This is a genomic window from Streptococcus sp. SN-1 (assembly GCF_041154385.1).
GTDB classification, from domain to species: domain Bacteria; phylum Bacillota; class Bacilli; order Lactobacillales; family Streptococcaceae; genus Streptococcus; species Streptococcus mitis_CT.
Window position 1 is genome coordinate 1,534,801 of sequence record NZ_AP028929.1, and the last position, 24,397, is coordinate 1,559,197.

22 protein-coding genes are annotated in these 24,397 nt (G+C 39.6%); 11 read left to right on the plus strand and 11 right to left on the minus strand.

Features of this window, described 5'->3' with window-relative positions; translation table 11 throughout:
- Nucleotides 1-42 precede the first annotated feature (42 nt).
- Both ACAM22_RS06845 and thrS read left to right on the plus strand, forming a co-directional pair.
- Nucleotides 43-417, plus strand: a complete 375-nt coding sequence (locus tag ACAM22_RS06845) for a hypothetical protein (RefSeq protein ID WP_369606570.1) — start codon at nucleotides 43-45, stop codon at nucleotides 415-417.
- Nucleotides 418-738: 321 nt separating this feature from the next.
- A complete protein-coding gene (gene thrS / locus ACAM22_RS06850; RefSeq protein WP_023945494.1) occupies nucleotides 739-2,682 on the plus strand; it encodes a threonine--tRNA ligase in 1,944 nt (647 codons plus the stop codon).
- Between the two features lie 255 nt (nucleotides 2,683-2,937).
- Here thrS and ACAM22_RS06855 read toward each other — a convergent pair whose 3' ends face one another.
- The 5 genes from ACAM22_RS06855 to ACAM22_RS06875 all read right to left on the minus strand — a co-directional run bounded on the left by ACAM22_RS06855 (nucleotide 2,938) and on the right by ACAM22_RS06875 (nucleotide 8,606).
- On the minus strand, nucleotides 2,938-3,987 hold the full coding sequence (locus ACAM22_RS06855; RefSeq protein WP_261074505.1) for a DUF389 domain-containing protein: 1,050 nt from the start codon (nucleotides 3,985-3,987) through the stop codon (nucleotides 2,938-2,940).
- A complete protein-coding gene (locus ACAM22_RS06860) occupies nucleotides 3,984-4,307 on the minus strand; it encodes a potassium channel family protein (protein WP_001253404.1) in 324 nt (107 codons plus the stop codon). The genes ACAM22_RS06855 and ACAM22_RS06860 overlap by 4 nt, the downstream gene beginning before the upstream one ends.
- A gap of 344 nt (nucleotides 4,308-4,651) precedes the next feature.
- Nucleotides 4,652-6,163 (minus strand): ATP-binding cassette domain-containing protein, encoded by a 1,512-nt coding sequence (locus tag ACAM22_RS06865; RefSeq protein WP_369606571.1) that lies wholly within the window; start codon nucleotides 6,161-6,163, stop codon nucleotides 4,652-4,654.
- Nucleotides 6,164-6,961: 798 nt separating this feature from the next.
- On the minus strand, nucleotides 6,962-7,936 hold the full coding sequence (locus ACAM22_RS06870) for a sensor histidine kinase (RefSeq protein WP_369606572.1): 975 nt from the start codon (nucleotides 7,934-7,936) through the stop codon (nucleotides 6,962-6,964).
- Nucleotides 7,929-8,606 carry a response regulator transcription factor gene (locus ACAM22_RS06875; protein ID WP_000548991.1) on the minus strand — a complete coding sequence of 226 codons (678 nt, stop codon included), beginning with the start codon at nucleotides 8,604-8,606 and terminating at the stop codon, nucleotides 7,929-7,931. Before ACAM22_RS06875 ends, ACAM22_RS06870 begins: the two co-directional genes overlap by 8 nt.
- Before the next feature lie 408 nt (nucleotides 8,607-9,014).
- On the opposite strand from ACAM22_RS06875, the gene ACAM22_RS06880 reads away from it, so the two are divergent.
- The 3 genes from ACAM22_RS06880 to ACAM22_RS06890 all read left to right on the plus strand — a co-directional run bounded on the left by ACAM22_RS06880 (nucleotide 9,015) and on the right by ACAM22_RS06890 (nucleotide 11,646).
- Nucleotides 9,015-9,584 (plus strand): TetR/AcrR family transcriptional regulator, encoded by a 570-nt coding sequence (locus tag ACAM22_RS06880; RefSeq protein WP_369607020.1) that lies wholly within the window; start codon nucleotides 9,015-9,017, stop codon nucleotides 9,582-9,584.
- An 88-nt stretch (nucleotides 9,585-9,672) separates the two neighbouring features.
- A complete protein-coding gene (locus tag ACAM22_RS06885; RefSeq protein ID WP_369606573.1) occupies nucleotides 9,673-10,449 on the plus strand; it encodes a ferredoxin reductase in 777 nt (258 codons plus the stop codon).
- Nucleotides 10,450-10,572: 123 nt separating this feature from the next.
- A complete protein-coding gene (locus tag ACAM22_RS06890) occupies nucleotides 10,573-11,646 on the plus strand; it encodes a DUF2974 domain-containing protein (RefSeq protein ID WP_369606574.1) in 1,074 nt (357 codons plus the stop codon).
- A gap of 88 nt (nucleotides 11,647-11,734) precedes the next feature.
- On the opposite strand, the gene ACAM22_RS06895 is transcribed toward ACAM22_RS06890, so the two are convergent.
- The 3 genes from ACAM22_RS06895 to ACAM22_RS06905 form a co-directional block, all read right to left on the minus strand.
- Nucleotides 11,735-12,754, minus strand: coding sequence for a YdcF family protein (locus tag ACAM22_RS06895; RefSeq protein WP_369606575.1), 1,020 nt, complete (start codon nucleotides 12,752-12,754; stop codon nucleotides 11,735-11,737).
- Nucleotides 12,755-12,821: 67 nt separating this feature from the next.
- Entirely contained in the window at nucleotides 12,822-13,259 is a 438-nt protein-coding gene (locus ACAM22_RS06900; RefSeq protein WP_001166787.1) for an Rrf2 family transcriptional regulator, read from the minus strand.
- A 75-nt stretch (nucleotides 13,260-13,334) separates the two neighbouring features.
- On the minus strand, nucleotides 13,335-14,177 hold the full coding sequence (locus ACAM22_RS06905; protein ID WP_000160960.1) for a metallophosphoesterase: 843 nt from the start codon (nucleotides 14,175-14,177) through the stop codon (nucleotides 13,335-13,337).
- 111 nt (nucleotides 14,178-14,288) lie between these two features.
- Here ACAM22_RS06905 and ACAM22_RS06910 point away from each other — a divergent pair, with 111 nt between their 5' ends.
- From ACAM22_RS06910 to ACAM22_RS06925, 4 genes are all read left to right on the plus strand, one after another.
- Nucleotides 14,289-14,939 (plus strand): metal-dependent transcriptional regulator, encoded by a 651-nt coding sequence (locus ACAM22_RS06910; protein ID WP_000188510.1) that lies wholly within the window; start codon nucleotides 14,289-14,291, stop codon nucleotides 14,937-14,939.
- Between the two features lie 121 nt (nucleotides 14,940-15,060).
- Nucleotides 15,061-15,768 carry a nicotinamide mononucleotide transporter gene (locus tag ACAM22_RS06915; RefSeq protein WP_369606576.1) on the plus strand — a complete coding sequence of 236 codons (708 nt, stop codon included), beginning with the start codon at nucleotides 15,061-15,063 and terminating at the stop codon, nucleotides 15,766-15,768.
- Between the two features lie 122 nt (nucleotides 15,769-15,890).
- Nucleotides 15,891-16,304 carry a hypothetical protein gene (locus ACAM22_RS06920; protein ID WP_369606577.1) on the plus strand — a complete coding sequence of 138 codons (414 nt, stop codon included), beginning with the start codon at nucleotides 15,891-15,893 and terminating at the stop codon, nucleotides 16,302-16,304.
- 18 nt (nucleotides 16,305-16,322) lie between these two features.
- Entirely contained in the window at nucleotides 16,323-16,736 is a 414-nt protein-coding gene (locus ACAM22_RS06925; protein WP_369606578.1) for a hypothetical protein, read from the plus strand.
- A 38-nt stretch (nucleotides 16,737-16,774) separates the two neighbouring features.
- On the opposite strand, the gene dtd is transcribed toward ACAM22_RS06925, so the two are convergent.
- Both dtd and ACAM22_RS06935 read right to left on the minus strand, forming a co-directional pair.
- Entirely contained in the window at nucleotides 16,775-17,218 is a 444-nt protein-coding gene (gene dtd, locus ACAM22_RS06930) for a D-aminoacyl-tRNA deacylase (protein ID WP_295528030.1), read from the minus strand.
- 29 nt (nucleotides 17,219-17,247) lie between these two features.
- Nucleotides 17,248-19,470 (minus strand): bifunctional (p)ppGpp synthetase/guanosine-3',5'-bis(diphosphate) 3'-pyrophosphohydrolase, encoded by a 2,223-nt coding sequence (locus ACAM22_RS06935; protein WP_261063306.1) that lies wholly within the window; start codon nucleotides 19,468-19,470, stop codon nucleotides 17,248-17,250.
- Nucleotides 19,471-19,814: 344 nt separating this feature from the next.
- On the opposite strand from ACAM22_RS06935, the gene ACAM22_RS06940 reads away from it, so the two are divergent.
- Nucleotides 19,815-20,078: a hypothetical protein gene (locus ACAM22_RS06940; protein ID WP_000750447.1), complete on the plus strand. Its 264-nt coding sequence runs from the start codon at nucleotides 19,815-19,817 to the stop codon at nucleotides 20,076-20,078.
- 275 nt (nucleotides 20,079-20,353) lie between these two features.
- On the plus strand, nucleotides 20,354-20,983 hold the full coding sequence (locus ACAM22_RS06945) for an MBL fold metallo-hydrolase (RefSeq protein ID WP_369606579.1): 630 nt from the start codon (nucleotides 20,354-20,356) through the stop codon (nucleotides 20,981-20,983).
- 292 nt (nucleotides 20,984-21,275) lie between these two features.
- On the opposite strand, the gene ACAM22_RS06950 is transcribed toward ACAM22_RS06945, so the two are convergent.
- Nucleotides 21,276-24,152, minus strand: a complete 2,877-nt coding sequence (locus ACAM22_RS06950; RefSeq protein WP_369606580.1) for an LPXTG cell wall anchor domain-containing protein — start codon at nucleotides 24,150-24,152, stop codon at nucleotides 21,276-21,278.
- Nucleotides 24,153-24,397: the final 245 nt, after the last annotated feature.

Below are 24,397 nucleotides of genomic sequence, written 5' to 3' on the forward strand. Positions count from 1 at the left end.
CAAGAGATCTAAGTTATCTGTTTTTAAAACGAGGTGATTATCATGCCTAGATTCTATTCCCATCTCCCCTACTATCTGGTCATATTTTTCTTTTATTGGCCACTTTATGAGTTGTTCTTGCTAGTTGTTTCTGACCCCCTTTTTCTCAAGAGTCTCTACGTAAATAATATTCTCTTCTTTACACCTCTGGTAATCTTGATTGTATCGCTACTTTATAGCTACCGTTTCCGTTTCTCACTTTGGTGGTTAATTGGTAACGGACTGCTCTTTTGCTTTACTATCATAACTTTTGGTGAGTTTATACTAATTTACTTGCTAATCTATGAAACCTTGGCTCTGGTGGGCATGGCTTCCGGTATTGGTATCAAGCATATTCTACAAAAGATGAAAAACAAAAAACTTTCACAAAATCCTTGAAAAATCTCACAATCATGCTATAATAATCCATAGAGACAAGTCACTTAGTCCCTTTCTACTAGAGAGTGCGTGGTTGCTGAGAACGCATAGAAAGCCTAAACTGATACTACTCTTGAGTTTTTATGAAAACATAAAACGGTGGCCACGTTAGAGCCAATCAGAGGTGTCCCTCTCTTTTGAGGTACATAAATGAAGGTGGAACCACGTTGCGACGTCCTTTCGAGGATGTCGCTTTTTGTTTTTCTGGCTTTCACAATCCTCTGTCCCTGTTTTCAGAATAGGGTTAACACATTCGTCAATAATATAAGTAAGGAGAACATCATGATTAACATTACTTTCCCAGATGGCGCTGTTCGTGAATTCGAATCTGGCGTTACAACTTTTGAAATTGCCCAATCTATCAGCAATTCCCTAGCTAAAAAGGCCTTGGCTGGTAAATTCAACGGCAAACTCATCGACACTACTCGTGCTATCACTGAAGATGGAAGTATCGAAATCGTGACACCTGATCACGAAGATGCCCTTCCAATCTTGCGTCACTCAGCTGCTCACTTGTTCGCCCAAGCAGCTCGTCGTCTGTTCCCAGACATTCACTTGGGAGTTGGTCCAGCCATCGAAGATGGTTTCTACTACGATACTGACAACACAGCTGGTCAAATCTCTAACGAAGACCTTCCTCGTATCGAAGAAGAAATGCAAAAAATCGTCAAAGAAAACTTCCCATCAATCCGTGAAGAAGTTACTAAAGACGAGGCACGTGAAATCTTCAAAAATGACCCTTACAAGTTGGAATTGATTGAAGAACACTCAGAAGACGAAGGCGGTTTGACTATCTATCGTCAGGGTGAATATGTAGACCTTTGCCGTGGCCCTCACGTCCCTTCAACAGGTCGTATCCAAATCTTCCACCTTCTCCATGTAGCAGGTGCTTACTGGCGTGGAAATAGTGATAACGCTATGATGCAACGTATCTATGGTACAGCTTGGTTTGACAAAAAAGACTTGAAAAACTACCTTCAAATGCGTGAAGAAGCCAAGGAACGTGACCACCGTAAACTTGGTAAAGAGCTTGACCTCTTCATGATTTCCCAAGAGGTTGGTCAAGGACTTCCATTCTGGTTGCCAAATGGTGCGACTATTCGTCGTGAGTTGGAACGCTACATCGTAGACAAAGAGTTGGCTTCTGGCTACCAACACGTTTACACTCCACCACTTGCTTCAGTTGAGCTTTACAAGACTTCTGGTCACTGGGATCATTACCAAGAAGACATGTTCCCAACTATGGACATGGGTGACGGGGAAGAATTTGTCCTTCGTCCAATGAACTGCCCACACCACATCCAAGTCTTCAAACATCATGTTCACTCTTACCGTGAGTTGCCAATCCGTATCGCTGAAATCGGTATGATGCACCGCTACGAAAAATCTGGTTCCCTTACTGGTCTTCAACGTGTACGTGAAATGTCTCTTAACGACGGTCACCTCTTTGTGACTCCAGAACAAATCCAAGAAGAATTCCAGCGTGCCCTTCAGTTGATTATCGATGTTTATGAAGATTTCAACTTGACTGAATACCGCTTCCGCCTCTCTCTTCGTGACCCTCAAGATACTCATAAGTACTTTGATAACGATGAGATGTGGGAAAATGCCCAAACTATGCTTCGTGCAGCTCTTGATGAAATGGGCGTGGACTACTTTGAAGCCGAAGGTGAAGCAGCCTTCTACGGACCAAAATTGGATATTCAAGTTAAGACAGCCCTTGGAAAAGAAGAAACTCTTTCTACTATCCAACTTGACTTCTTGCTTCCAGAACGCTTCGACCTTAAATACATCGGAGCTGATGGCGAAGAGCACCGTCCAGTTATGATCCACCGTGGAGTTATCTCAACTATGGAACGCTTCACAGCTATCTTGATTGAGAACTACAAGGGTGCCTTCCCAACATGGCTTGCGCCACACCAAGTAACCCTCATCCCAGTATCTAACGAAAAACACGTGGACTACGCTTGGGAAGTGGCTAAGAAACTCCGTGACCGTGGTGTCCGTGCAGATGTAGATGAGCGCAATGAAAAAATGCAGTTCAAGATCCGTGCTTCACAAACAAGCAAGATTCCTTACCAATTGATTGTTGGAGACAAGGAAATGGAAGACGGAACAGTCAACGTTCGTCGTTATGGCCAAAAAGAAACACAAACTGTCTCAGTTGATGACTTTGTTCAAGCTATCCTTGCTGATATCGCCAACAAATCACGCGTTGAGAAATAAGAGATAAAACCTGGGATAAAATCCTAGATACCTAAAAAGCAACAACTATTTCAGCTGTTGCTTTTTATATTTTTACTCAATGAAAATCAAAAAGCAAACTAGGAAGCTAGCCGCAAGCTGTACTTGAGTACGGTAAGGCGACGCTGACGTGGTTTGAATTTGATTTTCGAAGAGTATTATTTAATCCGAGCTAGTAGTGATTGACCAAACCACCACACAAGATTTGCTTTCATGAGTTAGATAAGGTCAATATCCTCAATCCTTGTCTGCTTCATTTTCTTTTACGAGATCTTTTTGTGAATCCTTTTCAGAGAGTTTTTGATCGATATACTTGTTAATGGTTTCATAAAATTCCTTGGTCGAATCACTGTCTAGTTTTGTCGAATTATGAACTTGATTGACTTTCAATTGAACAGATTGAATACCGTATGAGGCTTGTTTTTGGTGGAGCGTTTCTAATTCTTCTTCTGAAATCGGATCTCCAACAACCGTCAAGACCAATTCATTGTCCCTTGACTTGTAGACTTGATTAATGACCGTATGATTGGCAAACTCTTTTCCTACAAACTGCTTGATTCCTTCTTTTCGCGCTTGGTCTATCGTCAGAGTGACTGCTGAATAGCTGGCTGGAAGAATCAATAATACAATCAAGGATATCAATCCAATTCTCATTTTAATATTTAGCTCTTTAAATGAACTTAAGGGAGATTTTCTCATCATAATTCTTGTTCCAACAATGTTGATTAGCATGATAAAGACACAGTTGATCAAGAAAAGATAAAGAGCTCCAAATAAAAATCGTACATTTCCATTAGCTAAACCATATCCTGCAGTACAGATAGGTGGCATCAGAGCTGTTGCAATGGCTACTCCTGGCACGATATTGTTTGCTTCTTTTTTCCTTGACCCAATTACACCTGCTATCCCACCAGCAATAGCAATAAGAACATCCCAAATGGTTGGAGAGGTTCGTGCAATCAATTCGCTACTTTCATAAGATAAGGGAGAAATCCAGAAATACAGAGCCGAGACAAGCAAGCTAACCAATACTTGAGTAAATAAAACCTCTAGAGATTGCTTGATTAAACGCGTATCAAAAATAGCTAAACCGAACCCCAGTCCAACAATCGGTGTCATAAGAGGGGAAATCAGCATGGCTCCAATAATGACAGCTGTTGAATTCATATTTAGGCCGATAGAGGCAATAAAAATCGCACACATCAAAATCACTGTATCTCTTAATCGAACATGAAGGTCATCGTATAATTTCTCACGGTATTCCCGTGTTGAATAATTGGCAGTCATTTGTCCTCTCCTCTTTCCTTATTTAAATCGGTATAATAATTAATAATAACAGCTGATAAACAGCCAAAAAATATGAGCCCATAAATCGTCAAGAAGACACTGGTAATCCTTCCAATCAAGGTCACAGCTAGGAGATCCCCGTAGCCGACAGTCGTCGAAGTCACAAAAGCATACCAAAGACCGTCTCCGTAATTTGTGATAGCAGGTTCAACTAGGAAAAGCACGCCTCCTGACCCAAAAACAAAGGTCACAAAACTCAGAGCAAACCGAGTAAAACCCGTAACCTGTATAATATGCCATAACATTTTTAAACGTCTCATTTGTTCTCCTTATTCATACTAGCTCCTGACCGAGCCGTTTTTTCCAATAATCAAAGTGAAGATAGGACATGATCTCCATCAGAGAAAGATAGACAAACTGATAGATCTGATTTAAGCTGATTATCAACTGATATTGTTTGAAAAATGACTGGAAGAAAGACCAGATATGACTGTCTTGAATCAGTCCCTTCTTAACATTATATCAAAAATTTTACAGTCTTTCTCTGAAGAAATCAATTAATTTAAAAGATAGAGAAAGGAAGAAATTTTTGTATCCTTATCCGAAGAAGAAAAACGATATCAGAAGAACCTTGATACTATGCGTTTTATTCTTTATAATTTAGCTATTTCAAAATTACAAGTTCTCCATTCTTAATTTCCCAAACTTGGTCAAACTTACTTAATAATTCGTTTTGGCGATGTAAAGTAACAATGACGGCACTTGGTAGTTCCAGAACTCTTTCCAATTCCATTTTAAACTGATTAGTATCCAAGGCAGAGAAAGGTTCGTCTAGGATAAGCAATGGATTTTTACGATTTTTCTCACGATTTAAATACATTCGTTGTTGCTGACCACCTGACAGGGATTGTGGTGGAATTTTTTCAAAATCTTCTTCTCTGAATTTTTCATTGAAACTATTGAATAGCGTTACATTATTTTCATAACTTGAAATAAATGTATGTTCTTGTTGCAGAATCATACCGAATCTTCCCCAAAGATGGTCCAAAACAAGCCCATCTAGCACAATTTGTCCTTCAAAATCTTCATCTGTTCCATTTAAAATATTGAGAAGACTACTTTTTCCAGACCCATTCTTACCAATAAGCGCAATTTTATCCCCTTTTTGAATCGTAGCGGAAGTAATTATCAATTTTGATTCTCCCAGTTGTTTGGAAATGTTTTTCAAAGTAATCGTATCAAAAGAATGTTGAGGTGCTTGAACTGAAACGGGTCTCCCAACAATGTTTTGAAAACTCTTGATTACAGGCTTTACGGACTCTAACATTTGTAAATCATAAAGGATTTCCTGTATTGGTTCAGAAAAAGCATTAATATATCCGAAACTCGCCACCACCTCAGGAATACCGAGTTGCTGGTGAGATAGAGAGTAGGCTAAATAAATAAACAGAACAAGACTAATGAATTCAAAAGAAACACCTGTCAATAAGATGCCTGTAATTTTTGTCAAACCATACTTAAAATACTTATCCTGCAAATTCTTTAGAGAACTCTTTTGTTGATTCAAAAAATGCGACATAGTTAGTTTATTTACCAAATGATGTCCCATAAGCAAATCCTCCAAAGTTCGATAGTAATCTCCTTGTTTTTTCAAGTAAACCTGTCTACGATTAGCGGTCAACTTCCCAACGATTTTAGGAATTTGAATACTAATTCCAGTGGAAAAGATTAAAATCAGTGATACAATAGGATTAATTGTTCTGCTAATAATGAAAGCGTAAATGATGATACGTAAAATTTGTTTGATAAAACTCATCAATGGAGGAAGGTAATCCTTTTCCAACGAATCTAGGTCATTAGATTGATAGGAAATATACTCTGCTACTGTTTTCTGCTTGAAATCGTGGTGACTGAGTCCCAGAAGTGAACGAAACCACTCATTTTTCAAAGTAGTCGAAAAGATAGTCCCCTGCTTCCAATCAAGTATCATTTGGATATAGTTACAACTCAAATAGCCTGCCACTGACATAGAGTAACCATATAGAGCTACTTGATAATCCCCTTTGATTAATGCCTGCGTGAAATACGGTAACAAAGCTGTGCAGATATTCGATACTACACCAAAAAGAAAATTAAAGAAGAGATACCATCTAATAGTTTTAAGATATGGTAGCATATACGATACTCCTTGCTAATGCGTTTTTTTACATATCTCAGAACAATCTCTACTATTCCTTATTTCAGATAGTGCGATACTCAGACATTGAGTGCAATAATTGTAAATCACACAAGTTCTGCAGTTTTTACTATCATTCAAAATATAATTTGCTATTTTGTAAAATATAGGTCTATCCCATGTTTCTTTGATAGATGTAAAATGAATATTTCCAACACTTCTATTGAAAGTAAGCTTTTTCAGTTTTTCTAACGATTTAGGCTATTTCGTGACACACCCACAATCCGTGAAAATTCTGGTTATATCAGATTATGTGATTTTCGTAAGAATTTTATATTGTCTCCAATCATGGCAGTCTCCTTTTACTTGATAAAACTATTATAACATTTAGAAATTAAAAACTGGTTCAAAATCAATAGAATGTGTGTATTCGATACATTCAATAAATTCTTGGAAACAGTTCTACACCAGTTACACAAATCTATATACACCTATCTCATTCAAAATAAAAAGAAAGCTGCAGTTCTTTTAATCCTGTATCAACAATTCATTCTGAAATCGAATAGGAGACATTTCCCAAGTCTACAATTCACTTCATCTCAAATTAATTTTTGTAATTCACCCTTAGTTTATAGATTTTATACTCAACAAAAGTATAAAGCATACAAAACTTCACTTTGAACCAGTATTTATACTATATTCCGTATTAAAAATTCTATTATTGGTTTTGTAAAAAACAGTCTTCAAATATCCTGAAATATAGCAAAAAGAGATTGGGTAAAAACTCATTGTCTCTTCTCACTCAAGGACTAAGTTCACTTGAGTAAACTGAATCCGCACTATCGTTCCTTTTCCAACCTCAGACTCAATACGAATCTGGTGACCCAGTTCTTCAGAAATTTTCTTAGAGAGGTAGAGGCCAAGGCCAGAGGACTGTTGGGTCAAACGGCCATTGTATCCTGAGAAACCACGTTCAAAGACTCGGAGGACATCACTGTTTTTTATCCCGATTCCCGTATCCTTGATACAAAGCTCTTGCCCCTCCATATAAATCTCCAGACCACCTTCCTTGGTGTACTTGAGACTGTTTGAGATGATTTGCTCAATAACCACTAGCAGCCACTTTTTATCCGTCACGATTTCTTTATCAAGGTCATGTAGATTGACATTTAGGCCTTTTTGAATAAAGAAAAGAGCATATTTACGAATTATTTCCTTAACCAAGTCCTCGATTTGAACCTGCTTTAAGACCAAATCATCATGAAAACTTTCTAAACGCAGGTACTGTAAGACTAGATTGGTATAGGAGTCAATCTTGAAAATTTCCTGTTCTAATTGCTGCTTCAGTTGGCGGTCGACCACTTCTGCAACTAAGAGTTGACTGGCTGCAATGGGGGTCTTTATCTGATGGACCCACAAGGTGTAGTAATCCAGCAAATCCGTCAGTTTTCTTTCTGAATCTGACCTCTGCTGATAAAGTTCCATCTCACGCGCTTCTAATTTTTCAGCCAAGGCTCTTTCCAAAGGAGACTGAGCTTCCCTCTCCCCATAGAGAAGTTCCTGACGATATACCTGCATTTCTACCAATATGTCCCAAGCAAAAAATAAAATGGTTACAAAGCAACACAAGAGGAAAAAATAGAGAAAGTAAATTCCTAAACTGGCAAATAAAAACTGAAAGAGTAAGACCAGAAACGTCAAAGAAAGTAGATAGACAAACAGACGACTACGGGAGCGCAGATAGGCTAGAAAAAATTGTTTCCAATCAAGCATGCTTCAGTCCGTACCCTATCCCTTTCTTGGTCTCGATAAATCCTACCAAACCCTGCTCTTCCAACTTTTTACGCAAACGAGCCACATTGACAGATAGGGTATTGTCATCAATGAAAAAGTCACTATTCCAAAGTTCCCGCATGAGGTCGTCACGCGCTACAATATTGCCCGCATGCTCAAACAAAACTCGTAAAATCTGGAATTCGTTCTTGGTCAAATTCAAGACTTGGCCTTGATAATGTAAATCCATGGATTTGGTATTAAGGATCACACCGGCGTATTCCAGTAAACTCTCGTCACGCCCAAACTCATAGGAACGGCGTAGCAAGCCCTGAACCTTGGCTAAAAGAACCTGCTGGTCAAAAGGCTTGGTCACAAAGTCATCCGCCCCCATATTAATTGCCATGACAATATCCATAGCCTGGTCTCTCGAAGACAGAAACATGATAGGCACCTTGGAAATCTTGCGAATTTCCTGACACCAGTGATAGCCATTAAACAAGGGCAAACCAATATCCATGAGGACCAGATGAGGCTCCGACTGGACAAAAAGACTCAAAACTTCCATAAAGTCTTCTACCAGAACCACTTCAAATCCCCATTCAGAGAGCATTTTCCCGACCTGTTGACGAATGACCTGATCATCTTCTACTAATAAAATCTTGTGCATCTGATTCTCCTTTGCTAATTTTAGGAGTCTTAAATCCTTTAGTATAAATAGAGGGCTTAGTATCTAATACTTTTTTGACATTTCCTTGTCACAACAGCTCAAAGACAGATAGTGAATAACCCCATTGATATCATACCTTATTTTCAGACATAGTGCCAGCACTACCCATTTATTTTTAATTTTTTCAACCCTCATTTCAGTTCTTTTATACATCCCCTTAACCAAAATTTATATCTATTCTTCCAAACCTTGAGTGTAGTTAAAACGACACTCTATACTCTTCTAACATTGAAAAGCTCCTTATCAAGTGGTATCCGTAAAAAGTTCTAGCTTTCAAATTGACAATCTGAAAAAGATTTGTTAAGATATGAATGAACAATATTTAATATTCATTCAGAAAAGAGGTGAATCAAATTGGACAAAAAACAGGCTTTGAAATCCGCAGCTTATGAAGTTTTTTCAAAAAAAGGATACAAGGCGACAGGAATTTCAGAAATTGCTAGACAAGCTCATATGGCAGTCGGATCTTTTTATAACTATTACGAAAGTAAAGAGGCTATTTTTTTAGATATCTATATTGATGAAAACAACCGTGTTCGCCAAACTATGATTGAAGAACTGGATTGGGAAATTGATATGATTGATCTTATTAGTCAACTCTTTGCTCAATCCAGAGCACTCGTTTCTTCCAATAAAATCCTTGCAGAATGGTACAATCCTGCCATAGCAGATGAGTTGCATAGCTACTATTCCTCAGAAGAAGGGAAAGTCACGAATCCATTTCATCAATTTCTCGTGAAAACCTTTACTCATCGTTTGCAGACTGAAGGTTATTCTCCAGAAAAAATTCAAAATATTTTACAAGTTTACAACCTATTTTACTACATGGATATGCATATCACAGAAAATGATTTTCCAGATATTAGCAAAACTGTAGAAATACTAGCAACCAACTTCATTAAAGGAATCCTGAAATAAAGAAATCTTTTCTTTATTTTTTGAAAATTCTTGAATGAAGAAAAATATTATTCATTCATAAAAATTATTACACTATAGGAGCTTAAAAATGAAACGAGGGAAAAAAATGTTCATAATTATTCTAACTACACTTGGAGTGCTTGGCTTTATATCTTGGGGAATCATTACCTATCTTGGACGAAGTCAAACTTTATCGATAAAATCCATTGAAAATCCCAGCGGAGATTTGTATTTAGTTCACATCACAAAACCAAAAAATCAAATATGGAAAGCTGGCTCCTATGCTCAGTTTAAGCTTCCTGACAGCTCGTTTGATCCAGACAAAAATCCAGTAAAGGAGGAACAGACTAGTCGATGGCTAACCCTTGCTTCCACTCCTGATGAGGATGAAATTCTTATTGTAACCCATAATAGTGGTAGCGTGTTTAAGGAAACCTTAACACATTTACCAGCTGGTAGTAAAATTGAGATGAGTTGGCTGGAGTCATCTTTATCTGTTAAAGACAATGACCAAGCACTGATTTGTTTTGCCTCTGATGTCGGTATTTCTACTCTACGTCCAGTTGTGAAAGAGTGGGCTGGTAAGCGCTCCATAATTCTTAATCATTTAGACAAAGGAGTAAGAATTTTTGATAATGAGTTAAGAGAACTTAGTCAGAACAATCCGAATCTGACTTATAAAACTAGCGAAACCTTTTCTCAAAGCCAAGCATTTCTAAAAAATGCGGTTGAGAAATACGGCAACCAAGCTATTTATCTCTTGACCGGCCAACCTGATGATATAAATGAGATGAAAAATTTCTTAAAAGAGAATGGGATTGACGCCAAACAGATACAAACAAGTATGTTTAGAGGTTTGAAATAAAAGCAAACTGTCTTCTATGTGTCTGAATCATACCATTATAGGTCAGTATGTAGAGAGATCGTACAAACCAACTAGTAAATTCTATGTGTTTGTGATAAGATAAATAAAAAGAAAGGAGCTCTTATGACCAATATTTTTGATTATCTGAAAGATGTCGCACACGATTCTTATTACGACCTTCCTTTGAATGAATTAGATGTTTTAGCCTTAACAGAAATCACCTATCTCTCATTTGATAATCTGGTCTCCACAGCTCCTCAGCGACTTTTAGACCTGGCACCTCAGGTTCCAAGGGAGCCAAACATGTTGACCAGCAAAAATCGCCTCCAGCTATTAGATGAACTAGCTCAACACAAGCGCTTCAAAAATTGCAAACTCTCCCATTTTATCAACGACATCGACCCTGAGCTGCAAAAGCAATTTGCGGCTATGACCTACCGCCTCACTCTCGACACCTATCTGATTGTCTTTCGTGGGACTGATGACAGCATCATTGGCTGGAAGGAAGATTTCCACCTGACCTATATGAAGGAAATTCCTGCTCAAAAGCATGCCCTCCGCTATTTAAAGAACTTTTTTGCCCAACATCCTAAGCAAAAGGTCATTCTGACTGGGCATTCCAAGGGAGGAAATCTAGCCATCTATGGTGCTAGCCAAATTGAGCAAAGCTTGCAGGATCAAATCACAGCAGTTTATACCTTTGATGCGCCTGGTCTCCACAAAGAACTGACACAAACCGAGGGCTATCAAAGGATAATGGATAAAACCAAGGTCTTCATTCCACAAGGCTCCATTATCGGTATGATGATGGAAATCCCTAACCACCAAATCATCGTGCACAGTACTGCCTTGGGTGGTATCGCCCAGCACGATACCTTTAGTTGGCAGATTGAGGACAAGCGCTTCGTCCAACTGGATAAGACCAACAGTGATAGCCAACAAGTCGACACAACCTTCAAGGAGTGGGTTGCCACAGTCCCTGACGAAGAACTCCAGCTCTACTTCGACCTCTTCTTTGGCACCATTCTAGATGCTGGGATTAGCTCCATCAATGACCTGTCTTCCTTAAAGGCGCTTGAACACATTCGTCATCTCTTCGTCCAAGCTCAATCCCTCACTCCAGAAGAAAGAGAAACCATGGGACGCCTCACTCAATTATTGATTGATACCCGTTACCAAGCATGGAAGAATAGATAGTACCTTTCAAAAATCAAATGTATATAAAACAAAAGACCTAGAATACATACTTTCATGTGCATTCTAAGTCTTTTTAAATAAAATCTAACTACCAAATAACCCCTTTATAGGCTATCAAAATGAGGACTGATAGCAGGACATAAAAAGCAAGGAAAAGCCATTTCATCTTGACACAGAGCGCTACGTACTCCCGAATAAAAGCAGATGGTATGTAGTAGCCTGCCGTCCTACATCCGAGGCCATCTCCCTTCATTTTTAACTTACGAGCATAGGTACTTGTTCTAAAGACATGATAATCATTTGTTACAAAGAGGAATTGAGGTTTGGCTACCAGTTTCTCGCCAAGTTCCTTAGAAAAGAGAAGGTTCTCGTAGGTAGTCCTTGATTGATCCTCCAGAATAATCGCATCTTGGGGAACATCTGTCTCCGTAAGCAGATAGTTTGTAATGGCCTGCGCTTCAGAAATCTTTTCATCTCCTCCTTGACCACCACTGGCAATAATTTTTATGTTAGAATTCTTAGACTTGTGGTAAGCTTCTACCGCCTTATCAATTCTCCTCTTTAGCAAAGGTGTTACCTTTTCTCCGCCTAATAAACCAGCACCGTGAATGATAATAAAATCATAATGCTTCTTCTTAGGAATAAAGAGATACAAGATAGAGTACAGCATAAAACCCGTAAAAGCAAAGCCAAAAATAAAATAAGAGTAGAAAATGAATACAAATAAAATGTTTAGAAAGTGATTGGTGGCAAATAAAGCGTCTCTATCTCCAAAGCGAAATAACATCAAAGCAAAAAATACCAAAATGACTATTCCAAGGAGCATGGAGAGATAATTGGCCTTTGAACGTCCCTCTCGCTTCAACAAAATGACCCCATTATAGATTAAAAAGATGCCACTTAGAAAAATCAGTATCGGAAGTAAAATAAAGGGAAATATAAAAAAAGCGAAATGAATCTTCTCATACCCATTTTGATAAAAAAGGTAGCCTAGATAAAAATAACTTGAAATGAGGGATAATAAAAATAATACTGGATTCCACAAACTTCTGTTATCTTTCCAAAATGACACTATAAAGGCTAATATAATTCCTATAACGAGATACATTTCTTCCTCCTTTAATAACTACATTTTATCATAATTATCCGAAGGAAAAAAGAGGGCATCTCTCCCTCTAATCCTTCATTTGACTCTCCGCATCAGCCACGACTTGTTCTAGACTGGTCTGACCAAGTTCAGCCTCCATAGCCAGCTGAATTCTCTCCAATTTTTGATCCAAAACATCATGAATATGAGCTCCAACTGGGCAATTTGGATTTGGATTGTCATGGAAACTAAAGAGTTGACCTGTCTTACCAAGACACTCAACCGCTTGATAAACATCTAAAAGACTAATGTCCTTGAGATCCTTAACAATCTCTGTCCCACCTGTTCCACGCGCTACTGAAATCAGCTCTGCCTTCTTCAACTGAGACAAGGTCTTTCTGATAATGACAGGATTGACCCCGACACTAGCAGCTAAAAAATCACTGGTCACCTTGCTTTCCTTCCCCTCGAGGGCAATAATTATCAGCATATGAGTCGCAATGGTAAATCTACTCGGAATTTGCATCCTCTTCTCCTTTTTACGAGGCTAGCCTGCCTCTACTCTTCTTTTTCTTTTATTATACCTTTTTTAGTTGTAATGTCAATCGTTACCACTTTTCAACCAAGCATCTAATTCCCTATCATAACCCTCTTTCTGGGCTAATTCTCTCAGAAATTCCTGATGATGAGTATGGTGGATACCATTGACCAGACTTTCATAGTAAACCTCAAAATAGGGAAGTTTGAGGTCTTTAGCTAGCTGCAATTCAGCTGCCACATCGTAGTCTACCCGTCGGAAGTCCATATCTACCAAGCCCTTGTCATCAAACTCTAAAATCATATACTGGGCTCGCAAGTCCTTCCGCAACTGGGCATCTAGAAAGAAAGGCTGGCCAATTGAACCCGGATTGACAATCAATTGCCCACCAGTCCCGTAACGAAGCAACTGCTGGTGAATATGACCATAAACAGCAATATCACAAGGCGGATTGGTCACCAAGCGGTCAAAATCCTCTTGCGACCCAGTATGAATCAACTCACGCCCCCAGTTCTTATCAGGCAGATGATGGCTAATTCCCACCGTCAAATCCCCAAACTGACGATGAAGCTGGAGGGGTTGATTGTGGAGCAGTTCGATTTCTTCTAGGGAAATTTCCTCTAAAACATACTGGCACTGGCGCAAGAGATAGCGTTGACTGGGACGAGTACTATCCAATTCCTTACGGACACCATGCCACAGACTGTCTTCCCAGTTTCCCAAAACTCTAGCCGTAATCGGTAGTTGAACCAACAAGTCCAAAATCCTTCTACGCCCTGTCCCTGGCATGAGAATATCTCCCAAAAGCCAGTATTCATCCACTCCTAGCTGCCGAGCATCTGCCAAAACAGCCTCCAAGGCGGTGGTATTTCCATGAATATCTGAAAGAAGAGCTATTTTCGTCATATCCATCTCCTCGTTTTTTCTCTTGCAATAAGTATAACATAAAAAGTCATAGCTAGAGAAATCTAGCTTTTTTTGATATACTAGATAGAGATATTAGACAAGAGGAAACGAATGACCCCGAATAAAGAAGATTATCTAAAGTGTATTTACGAAATTGGCATAGACCTGCATAAAATCACCAACAAGGAAATTGCGGCTCGCATGCAAGTCTCTCCCCCTGCCGTAACTGAAATGATTAAACGGATGAAAAGTGAAAATCTCATCCTCAAGGACAAGGAATGTGGCTATCTACTGACTGATCTCGGACTCAAACTGGTCTCTGAGCTCTATCGTAAACACCGCTTGATTGAAGTTTTTCTAGTTCATCATTTAGACTATACGAGTGACCAGATTCATGAGGAAGCTGAGGTCTTGGAACACACTGTATCTGACCTGTTCGTGGAAAGACTGGATAAATTGCTAGGTTTCCCTAAAACCTGCCCCCACGGAGGAACCATTCCTGCCAAGGGAGAACTCCTAGTTGAAATCAATAACCTGCCACTAGCTGACATCAAGGAAGCTGGCTCCTATCGCCTGACTCGGGTGCACGATAGTTTTGACATTCTCAGTTATCTGGACAAGCACTCACTTCACATCGGTGATTCGCTCCAAGTCAAGCAGTTTGATGGCTTCAGCAACACCTTCACTATCCTTAGTAAAGACGAGGATTTACAAGTGAATATGGACATTGCCAAACAACTCTATGTCGAAAAAATCAACTAATTTCTCAAGTCCCCTACCAACCCTGAAAATTTGATTTTCAGGGTTTTATTTTTATCATTTGATTTTGCTTTCATTTAGTTGTAGAATATTTGTTAAAAAAAAAAGAAAGATAGTTTAACCTATGAAAAAATCACTAAAAATTTTTGCGACATCTAAATGGTTTGACCTCTTTGGAGTTGCTTTGGTCGTTGGGATTGCGATTGCATCTGGTTACCTCAACTCCCGCCTCGATAAATTTGTAGACTGGGGACCATGGATAGCTCTTGTTCCCTTTGGATTGATTTCCGTAACCAATGTTGGGATTTCCATGTTGTCCACTCGTTTCACGGGAAAATTAAGCAAATGGGGAAATTATTTTGGTATTGTTAATACCATTTTGTCCGGTGCTATTGATTATATCCTTGGAAATAAGGCGGCTATTATCACCTATCCCGTCACCTTCCTCATTTATACCTTTGCTATTAAGAAATGGGAAGCTTCGCAAGAAGGCAGACCCAACCAAATGAGCCAAAAACAGGTAAAAGTGGCGGCCATCATCATTTCAATCATCGCCTTCCTCTTTGCCTTTGTGACCAACTATATCGGATATGGGGGCAAGATGAATCTCCTTGCCTACGTAACAACTATTGCCTTCGCACTGTCTCTCATTGCCAATGCTTTGAATGCATTGAAACTAACAACTCAGTGGGGTTTTTGGTTGATTTACAATTTCGTTCAGCTGACAAAGGCTGGCATTCAAGGAAACTTTGCCAATATCGGAAAATACATCTTTTATATCCTCAATGCAATCGGAGCTTTATTTGTATGGAATGATGAAGAAGTAAAATAATAGAAGGAAACTCAAATAAAGAAATCTAATAGAATCTCCTTACTAAAATTTTTTATCATTTTACTTGTAACTCCCATTCTTTTGGAGTAGAATGAAGCTAGATAAAAGAGGGAGGTCATCTTATGAAAAATCTCTTTAGAATCCATTTTGCAGCCATCGTAGTCAGCGATTTGCTACTGTTAGTAACTTTCAGACCCCGATACGAACTTTCTTTGGAGAGAGGCCTGATTTTTTGCTTCATTTTCATCCTTGCTCAAGGACTCCTGCTATTTCGCTTGGTCAATCGACTCAAAAAACATTTCTCTGAGATTTATCTTCAGATGAACAAAAAAATTCTCCTTTACTACTTAGAGATTCTCTCCGCCGACCTACTATTATTTGTCTTTTTAGCCATCACTGGCCCTCAACATTTTTACTCTCTTACTCCAGTCTTTACTTCCTGTCATTCTACTTTTTATTATATAACGGCTAGCCACCTGAGAGAAAACTATCCAGACTTTTACGATAAACACATCTCTTTGTGGGAGTGTCTCTAGTGAAAAGGAGGTTTTATCATGAAAAACATCATCTACATCAAAACCATTCAACTCCTTATCATCGATGGAATCATGCTGGCATTTTTGACATTTAAAGAGGGGCTCACTTGGGATTGGATTTTAATTTATAGCGGTTGGCTCATTTTCTTTCATCCTGTGCTATTGACCTATCTGTCTAATCAGCTTTGTGACCACTTTAGTCAACTCTATTCCCAGATTAGACCGCGATTCTGGCGTTTTTCCTTGCAAATCCTCCTATGGGATAGTCTAATGATTCTCTCCTTGCTGTTTTTAAGGGGTATTCCACTTTTCCTTCAGGGCACTCTCCTCATCCTAGGACATCTCATCCCTTCCTATCGCATAAGCCAAAGCCTGAAAAGAGATTTTCCTAAGGCCTATCAGGAACCGATTTCTTTTTGGAGTATTTTATGATAGATGAGAAAAACCAAGCCGGCTGGGCTTGGTCTTTCTTATCTATTTTTAGTATCTAGGATAATGGTAACTGGCCCATCATTGACCAGCTCAACCTGCATATCCGCTCCAAAAATGCCTGTCTGAACGGGTATTTCTTGCGCTAATTTTTGATTGAAAGCATCATAGAAGTCTGATGCCATATCAGGCTTGGCTGCCCCTGTAAAGGCTGGACGATTGCCTTTCTTAGTATCCGCAAAGAGGGTAAACTGAGAAATAGAGAGGATTTCTCCTTCAATATCTTTGACAGACAGATTCATCTTGCCTTCTGCGTCTGAAAAAATCCGCATGTTGACAAGCTTTCTCACAGCATAGTCCAAATCTTCCTCTTGGTCCTCTGGTCCAACACCAACCAGCAATAAGAGTCCCTGATTGATTTTTCCCTGAACCTGACCTTCGATACTCACTTGGGCTTTTTTAACCCGTTGGATAATGATTTTCATAATAGCCTTTCTAGTAAGAGCTAGGACAATTAGCCATTGGTCCGTTTAACAGAGTAAACTTCTGGCACACTCTTAATCTTGTCCACAACCGTGGTTAGCGTCGAGAGGTTGGCAATTCCAAAGGATACATGGATATTAGCAAATTTCATATCCTTGGTTGGTTGGGCGTTGACTGTTGAGATATTCTTGGTTGTGTTTGAAAGAACTTGCAGTACATCGTTCAATAGTCCTGTACGGTTGAGACCATAGATATCGATATGAGCCATATACTCCTTATTTGAGTTTGAATACTGGTCTTCCCATTCCACATCAAGGAGACGTTGCTCGTAGTTTTCTTGTGCACGCAGATTCATACAGTCCACACGGTGAATAGCCACACCACGACCCTTGGTAATGTAGCCGACAATATCGTCACCAGGTACGGGGTTACAACACTTGGCAATCCGCACTAGGAGACCTGAGGCACCTTCAATGACCACTCCACCCTCATGCTTGACCTTGAGGGTTTCTTTGTTTTCAACCTTTACCTCGCCCCCTTTGACAAGTTCCTCTGCCTCCGCCTTGGCCTTGGCACGTTCTTCTTCACGGCGTTCTTTTTCAGTCAGACGGTTAAAGACGGTAATCGCACCGATTTCTCCAAAACCAATGGCCGCAAAGAGGGATTCTTCTGTTTTATAGCTAGTCTTTTGCAGAACTTGGTCCATGTGGCGCTTGTCCATAAATTTATTGGCTACATAGCCATTTTCTTGGAACTGGGCCATCAACATTTCACGCCCCTTGTTGACAGACAATTCCTTATCTTGGTTTTTAAAGAACTGACGAATCTTGTTACGCGCCTTGCTGGTCTTGACCATATTGAGCCAGTCACGACTTGGTCCAAAGGAGTTCGGATTGGTGACAATTTCAACCTGATCCCCTGTCTTGAGCTTGGTTGTCAGTGGAACCATACGGCCATTGACCTTGGCACCAGTTGCTTTTTCCCCTACTTTAGTATGAATTTCGTAGGCAAAATCAATAGGTCCTGAATCTTTTGGAAGAGAGCGGACAGCCCCATCTGGAGTAAAGACGTAAATCTCCTCAGCCAGATAGTTTTCCTTGACAGAGTCCACAAATTCCTTGGCATCATCAGCCTGGTCTTGGAGCTCCATCATCTCCTTGATCCAGTTCATCCCAATAGCTGATTCCTTGCTGTTGACTTGCCCCTTAATGCCTTTCTTATAAGCCCAGTGAGCCGCAACCCCGTACTCAGCCACCTCGTGCATGGCTTTAGTTCGAATCTGGAATTCGATCGGCCCTTTTGGCCCATAAACTGTCGTATGGATAGACTGGTAACCATTGGCCTTTCGGTTGGCGATATAGTCTTTGAAACGACCAGGCATGGGTTTCCAAAGTTCATGCACATAACCCAACATGGCATAAACATCACTTTGGGTATCTAAAATACAGCGAATAGCAATCAGGTCATAGATTTCCTCAAACCGTTTTCTCTTATCCTGCATTTTGCGGAAAATAGAGTAAATATGCTTGGGACGACCATAAATCTTCCCTCTCAAGTGATGATCTGTCGTATATTCCTCTAATTTTGTGACTACCTCATCCACCAAGGCTTCACGCTCTCTGCGTTTTTCCTTCATCATATGGGTAATCTTATAAAACTCCGTAGGATTGAGATAACGGAAAGACAGGTCTTCCAATTCCCATTTGACACTGGAAATCCCCAAACGATGGGCAAGCGGGGCATAGATTTCCATAGTTTCTTTGGAAATACGCTCCTGCTTGTCTTTACGAAGGTGTTTTAGCGTCCGCATATTGTGCAAGCGGTCAGACAGTTTGACCAAGATAACACGGATGTCCTCAGACATGGCCATGAGCATCTTACGATGATTTTCAGCTAATTGCTCCTCGTGAGACTTGTACTTGACCTTACCGAGCTTGGTAACCCCATCGACAATCACGCGCACATCAGGACCAAACTCTCTTTCCAAATCATCCAAGGTCGCATCTGTATCTTCTACCACATCATGTAAGAAACCACAAGCTACCGTTACAGCATCTAGCTTGAGTTTGGCTAAAATACCTGCCACTTGGATAGGGTGAATGATATAAGGCTCACCTGATTTGCGGTATTGACCACTATGGCAATCCACCGCATAGACCAAGGCCTTATGGACAAAATGGACATCCTCTTCTGTTAAATATTCTTTTGTTAAAGCGACAACTTCTTCGCCTGTTAAATTCACTTCTTTTGGCATTTCTACTCTCCAATTCTTCCTACCATTTTATCACTTTTTTAAGAATATGAAAACTAGATTGGAACAGAATAAGAAAAAAATAATTCAGAATTGATTGACAATTCTGAATTATTGCTCTATAATATATTACGAAGTTAGATTTTAAACTTAGGTGATAGAAGGAGAGATAGAAGAACGGAAACTATATTGTAACCGAAAGACTTTCTGACTTCCCCAATTCCATTGAAGATAAGAAAGATAAACGATGGAACTCGTGTCACATACACTGGTACCTTGACTGGATTTTGGAATTAAAAATCCTCAAAATACTTTCTTTTATCCTTTAGTTTATAAGGAGAACACCTATGAAAAAAACTGCTATTTCTATCTTTGCTCTCCTAGTGTTAGGAGTTAGCTGCCTGTTCCTATTCAGTCAGCAAAGCTATAAAAAAACAGTCGTTCAATACTATGCTAACGACCAGAACCTGCCCAATAGGATAACTTATAGTGAATATAGCGATAAACGAGAAGCCAACTACGGTGGCACTCTAAACATCACGTCTATCAAACAAGCTAATGACGGAGTTTATGCAACCTATGAAGGGCAATTGACACCTCTCCAATATTGATAAATTGATAACCAGCCTGTCTTCATCTAGTCATGCTGGTTTTTAAGTTCATTCTAAATACTTACCTATTCACCCTAACTGTGCTATACTTAATGTATACTCAATGAAAATCAAAGAGCAAACTAGGAAACTAGCCACAGGTTGCTCAAAGCACCGCTTTGAGGTTGTAGATAGAACTGATGAAGTCAGTAACATATATACGGCAAGGCGACGTTGACGCGGTTTGGATTTGATTTTCGAAGAGTATTAGTGCATTCTTTGAGATTGGAGCTAACATGAAAATCCATAAAACCGTGAATCCTGTTGCCTATGAAAATACCTATTATTTAGAAGGAGACCAATATCTCATCCTTGTAGATCCTGGCAGCCATTGGGAAGCTATTCGTCAGACAATTGAGAATATCAACAAACCAATCTGCGCTATTCTCTTGACCCATGCCCATTATGACCATATCATGAGTCTGGACTTGGTTCGTGAGACTTTTGGCAATCCTCCTGTCTATATCGCAGAGAGTGAAGCCAGCTGGCTCTACACTCCTGTTGATAATCTCTCTGGGCTCCCTCGTCATGATGATATGGCAGATGTTGTCGCAAAACCTGCAGAACACACCTTTGTATTTCATGAGGAATATCAGCTGGAAGAATTTCGTTTCACTGTCTTGCCAACACCAGGTCACTCTATCGGTGGCGTTTCTATCGTCTTTCCTGATGCACACCTAGTCTTGACAGGAGATGCTCTGTTCCGCGAAACAATTGGACGGACGGATCTTCCGACTGGTAGTACAGAGCAACTCCTCCATAGTATCCAGACCCAACTCTTCACCCTACCAAACTACGACGTCTATCCAGGACATGGTCCAGCTACTACTATCGCTCACGAAAAAACTTTCAATCCTTTTTTCTAGCAAGATGATGATATATATCGCAATTTAAGTAAACTATAGCAGTTTGAAATTGGAATAGTACAACATGACTTCTAATTCATTTTTCTAAATTACTTTCAATTTTCCAATCGATTTGTTCAGATTTTATTTCATCTCACTATATTTATACTATTGTAGAATTATAAAAACGCATAATATCAGATGTAGAAAATTTGATATTATGCGTTTTATCATGAAAAGATTTTCTAAATTATCTCCTCAAATTGATTTTTTCACAGTCTAAAATAATTGATAGATAAACTATGAATTTGGGTTATTCTGACTTCTTACGAAAGCTAAATAATCCAGCAGTTAGAGTTAACATTCCAAATAGGGGGGCGAGAATTGAGTTATTTTCTCCAGTATTTGGCAAAGTCTTAGCTACTTGTTTCGAAATAGTTTCAGTCTTAGTTGCTAACGGCTCAGCTTGAGTTTTTGTACTATTTACGTCATTTCCTTTTTGTTCTGTGGTTGTTGGAGTATTACTACTATTTACAACTGGAACAGGAGTTGTACTACCTCCGTTATCACGGCTTGCGGCAACTTTAAAAGTTATAGCATAGATACTAAAGTGATTGGTTTCAAAAGTCACCTTATCTGTGTCTTGTTTGAACTTCAATGCTTGTAAAGTACCGTCTGGAGCAACATAATAGACATTTTCAACTGGCTTATCGGCAGAAAGACTTACTAGAACCATGCCGTTTGGCTGGATAGCTTTACCATTCGCGTCATACAGATGAATGTCGAAGGCCTTGTAGTCTTTTGATTCAAGTGAAGTCGACTTGGTTTCTTCTACCTTGATATAGCTGACATTTTTGAGTGTTGCTTCTGAACCATGCACTTGAACGCTTCCAGCTTTGTTCGAAAGAACACGAGTATTGTTTTGGATGGCTGGATTAAGCGTAGGCGTTACGGGAGTTGTCGGTGTTATTGGAGCAACTGGTGTAACTGGATTTACAGGTTTTTCACTTGGCTTCTCTGCTGGTTTCTCTGGCTTAGCAGGTTGTGATTGATCAGCTGGAACAGGAGGAACACTTGGTTGCTTGTCTGGCTTAGGTTGTTCACTTGGCTTCTCTGCTGGTTGCACTGGCTTAGCTGGTTGTGGTTGCTCTTCAGGTTTAACCTCTGGTTGAGGGTTTTCTGCTGGTTTTGGAGCTGGAACGGGTGTTTCAGCTGGTTTATTTTCAACCGGCTTGTTCTCAACTGGTTTCGGCTGCTCGCTTGGCTTAACTTCAGGTTTCACTTGCTCGGCTGGTTTTTCAGCAGGGTTCTTAAATAAGAAAACGTAAGTTTGATAGGTTTCACCAGGTAGAAAGTACGAATGAGTTTTAGTTTTCTCGTCATAGCGATTTATTTCTTCTTTTGGGAATCTTGGATAGTAAAGCTCTTCCAGTTTTCTATCCTTGGTTAATGTATAAACCTGGATATCTTCTTTCTTCTCTTTTGATTTGAAAGTTAAAGCGACATTACCACTTTGGAGAGTTTGATTTGTTCCGTAAGTTGGATTTCCATTTTTATTAGGAACTTCATAGAAGATTGTATAAGCTTCATAGTTTGTTCCTTCCAACTCTGGAACTTTTACTCGAACAAGAGCAGGTCTAAACCTACTATCCATGTCTTTAAATCCATCTTTAAAGTTTATCTCTTTACCGTTTTCGAACATCGGTACATTGAAATTCGAACTGAAAGTACTTGTTTTTATATGAGAGCCTGCATGAAGCAAGTCTGGTTCAGCTGTCCACCAACCGTAAGATGTTTTTTCTACATTTTCAGCAGGGAGTGGAATAGCAAGGTCGTTTACTGTTAGAGTAGGGCGACCTGCTCCGTTAAACCAACGTTTTGGCTGGTCTTTTCGATAAGGAATCTTTGGCAATCCAACGTTTTCAGCAGGTTTAACTTCTGGGTTATCATTATTTACAGGATTCTCAGATGGTTCCACTGGTTTAGTAGGCTGTGGTTGCTCTGCAGGTTTAACCTCTGGTTGAGGATTTTCTGTTGGTTTTGGAGTTGAAACGGGTGTTTCAGCTAGTTTATTTTCAACCAGCTTGTTCTCAACTGGTTTCGGCTGCTCAGTTGGCTTAACTGTTTCCACTGGTTTCGAAATTTCAGTAGTTTTTTCAGTTTCCGCTGGTTGCGAATCTTTCAGTTTTTCTTCTACTGGTTTATTTTTAGTGTAAATAAAATAGTAGCGAAAAAGATTGTCTCCTTTACCATTTTTGTAGCCAGAACCACGCAAAGCATAGGCTGCATCATAACTAACTCTGACAACTTTTGGATCTGGGTCAATATCTGGATGATCTGTGGTTGCTTTTACGACGTGGCTAAAAGTATAGTCGGAGAATTTTTTTGCTGTTAGTATTCCATCTGCATCATCTTTATCGGTATCGAACCGTAATGATCTAACTGTTGCGTGTTCTGGACTATCAATCCTGGATTCAGTAGTGTATCCATATTTTTGGACACGATCAGCATCCAAGAAATCTGCTTGGACTTCGTATTCTCGATAAGTCCAGTCTGCTAAAGTAGGAAAGCCTTGCCCATTTGTTCCGGGAATTGGCGTGTTTAGAAGTTTATCAGCATCTATTCCAGAAAGAGCGTAAAGCTTTTGATTTGCTTCAGATACAATCTTGTTGTTCTCTTCTTTAGTCATAGACATGACTGCGCCAGCTTTGTACGCCAAATCTTCCGCCACCATCTTCTTCATCTCTTCAGGATCTGTTATAGGTTGTTCTGGTTCAGGCGTTATGATTGGTAGGCCTGGCTCAGGTAGCTGATTGGTTGGATCGACGTTGTATTTTTTCTCGATCTCAGCATTTTTCTTTTCCTCTGCGATAGCCTCATCTGTTCCGTTTGCAAGAATGTTGCCCTCGGTCGAAGGTTTTTCGACGGGCGCGGGCTCTTCTACTGGCTTTTCAGCAGGTTTCGAAATTTCTTTGCCTGGCTTTGGTTTTGGTTTAGCAATTGGGTCGAGCATACTGTAATCAACCCAGTTATTATTGGGTTTTGGTGTGAGTGTTGGTTGAATAGTTGGTCTCGCGGCAGCATTTGGCTGCGGCGCAACGTTTTCCTCGGCACGCACCCAAGTTGGCACGGCAGCACTAAGAGTGACAGTAGAGAAGGTAACAATACCTAGTTTAGTGAGTTTATTCATAATTTTTCCTCCTCAGGAATATAAAATTGCCTTTTTAGGCTTATAAAATGACAGAAGCAACTTCCTTTCAAGACCACAAAAGCAAAATTTTGAGCCAACTCATTATCTATACATTTAATGTCCTTGATAGAAGCCTTAAATGAACGTTTATCCATTAACTGAACAATACAGCTATTACACTATTACATATATTGATGATTTTTAAGTTTTTTGTTACCAAAAGCTAGCTACCTCCTTTAGAGATA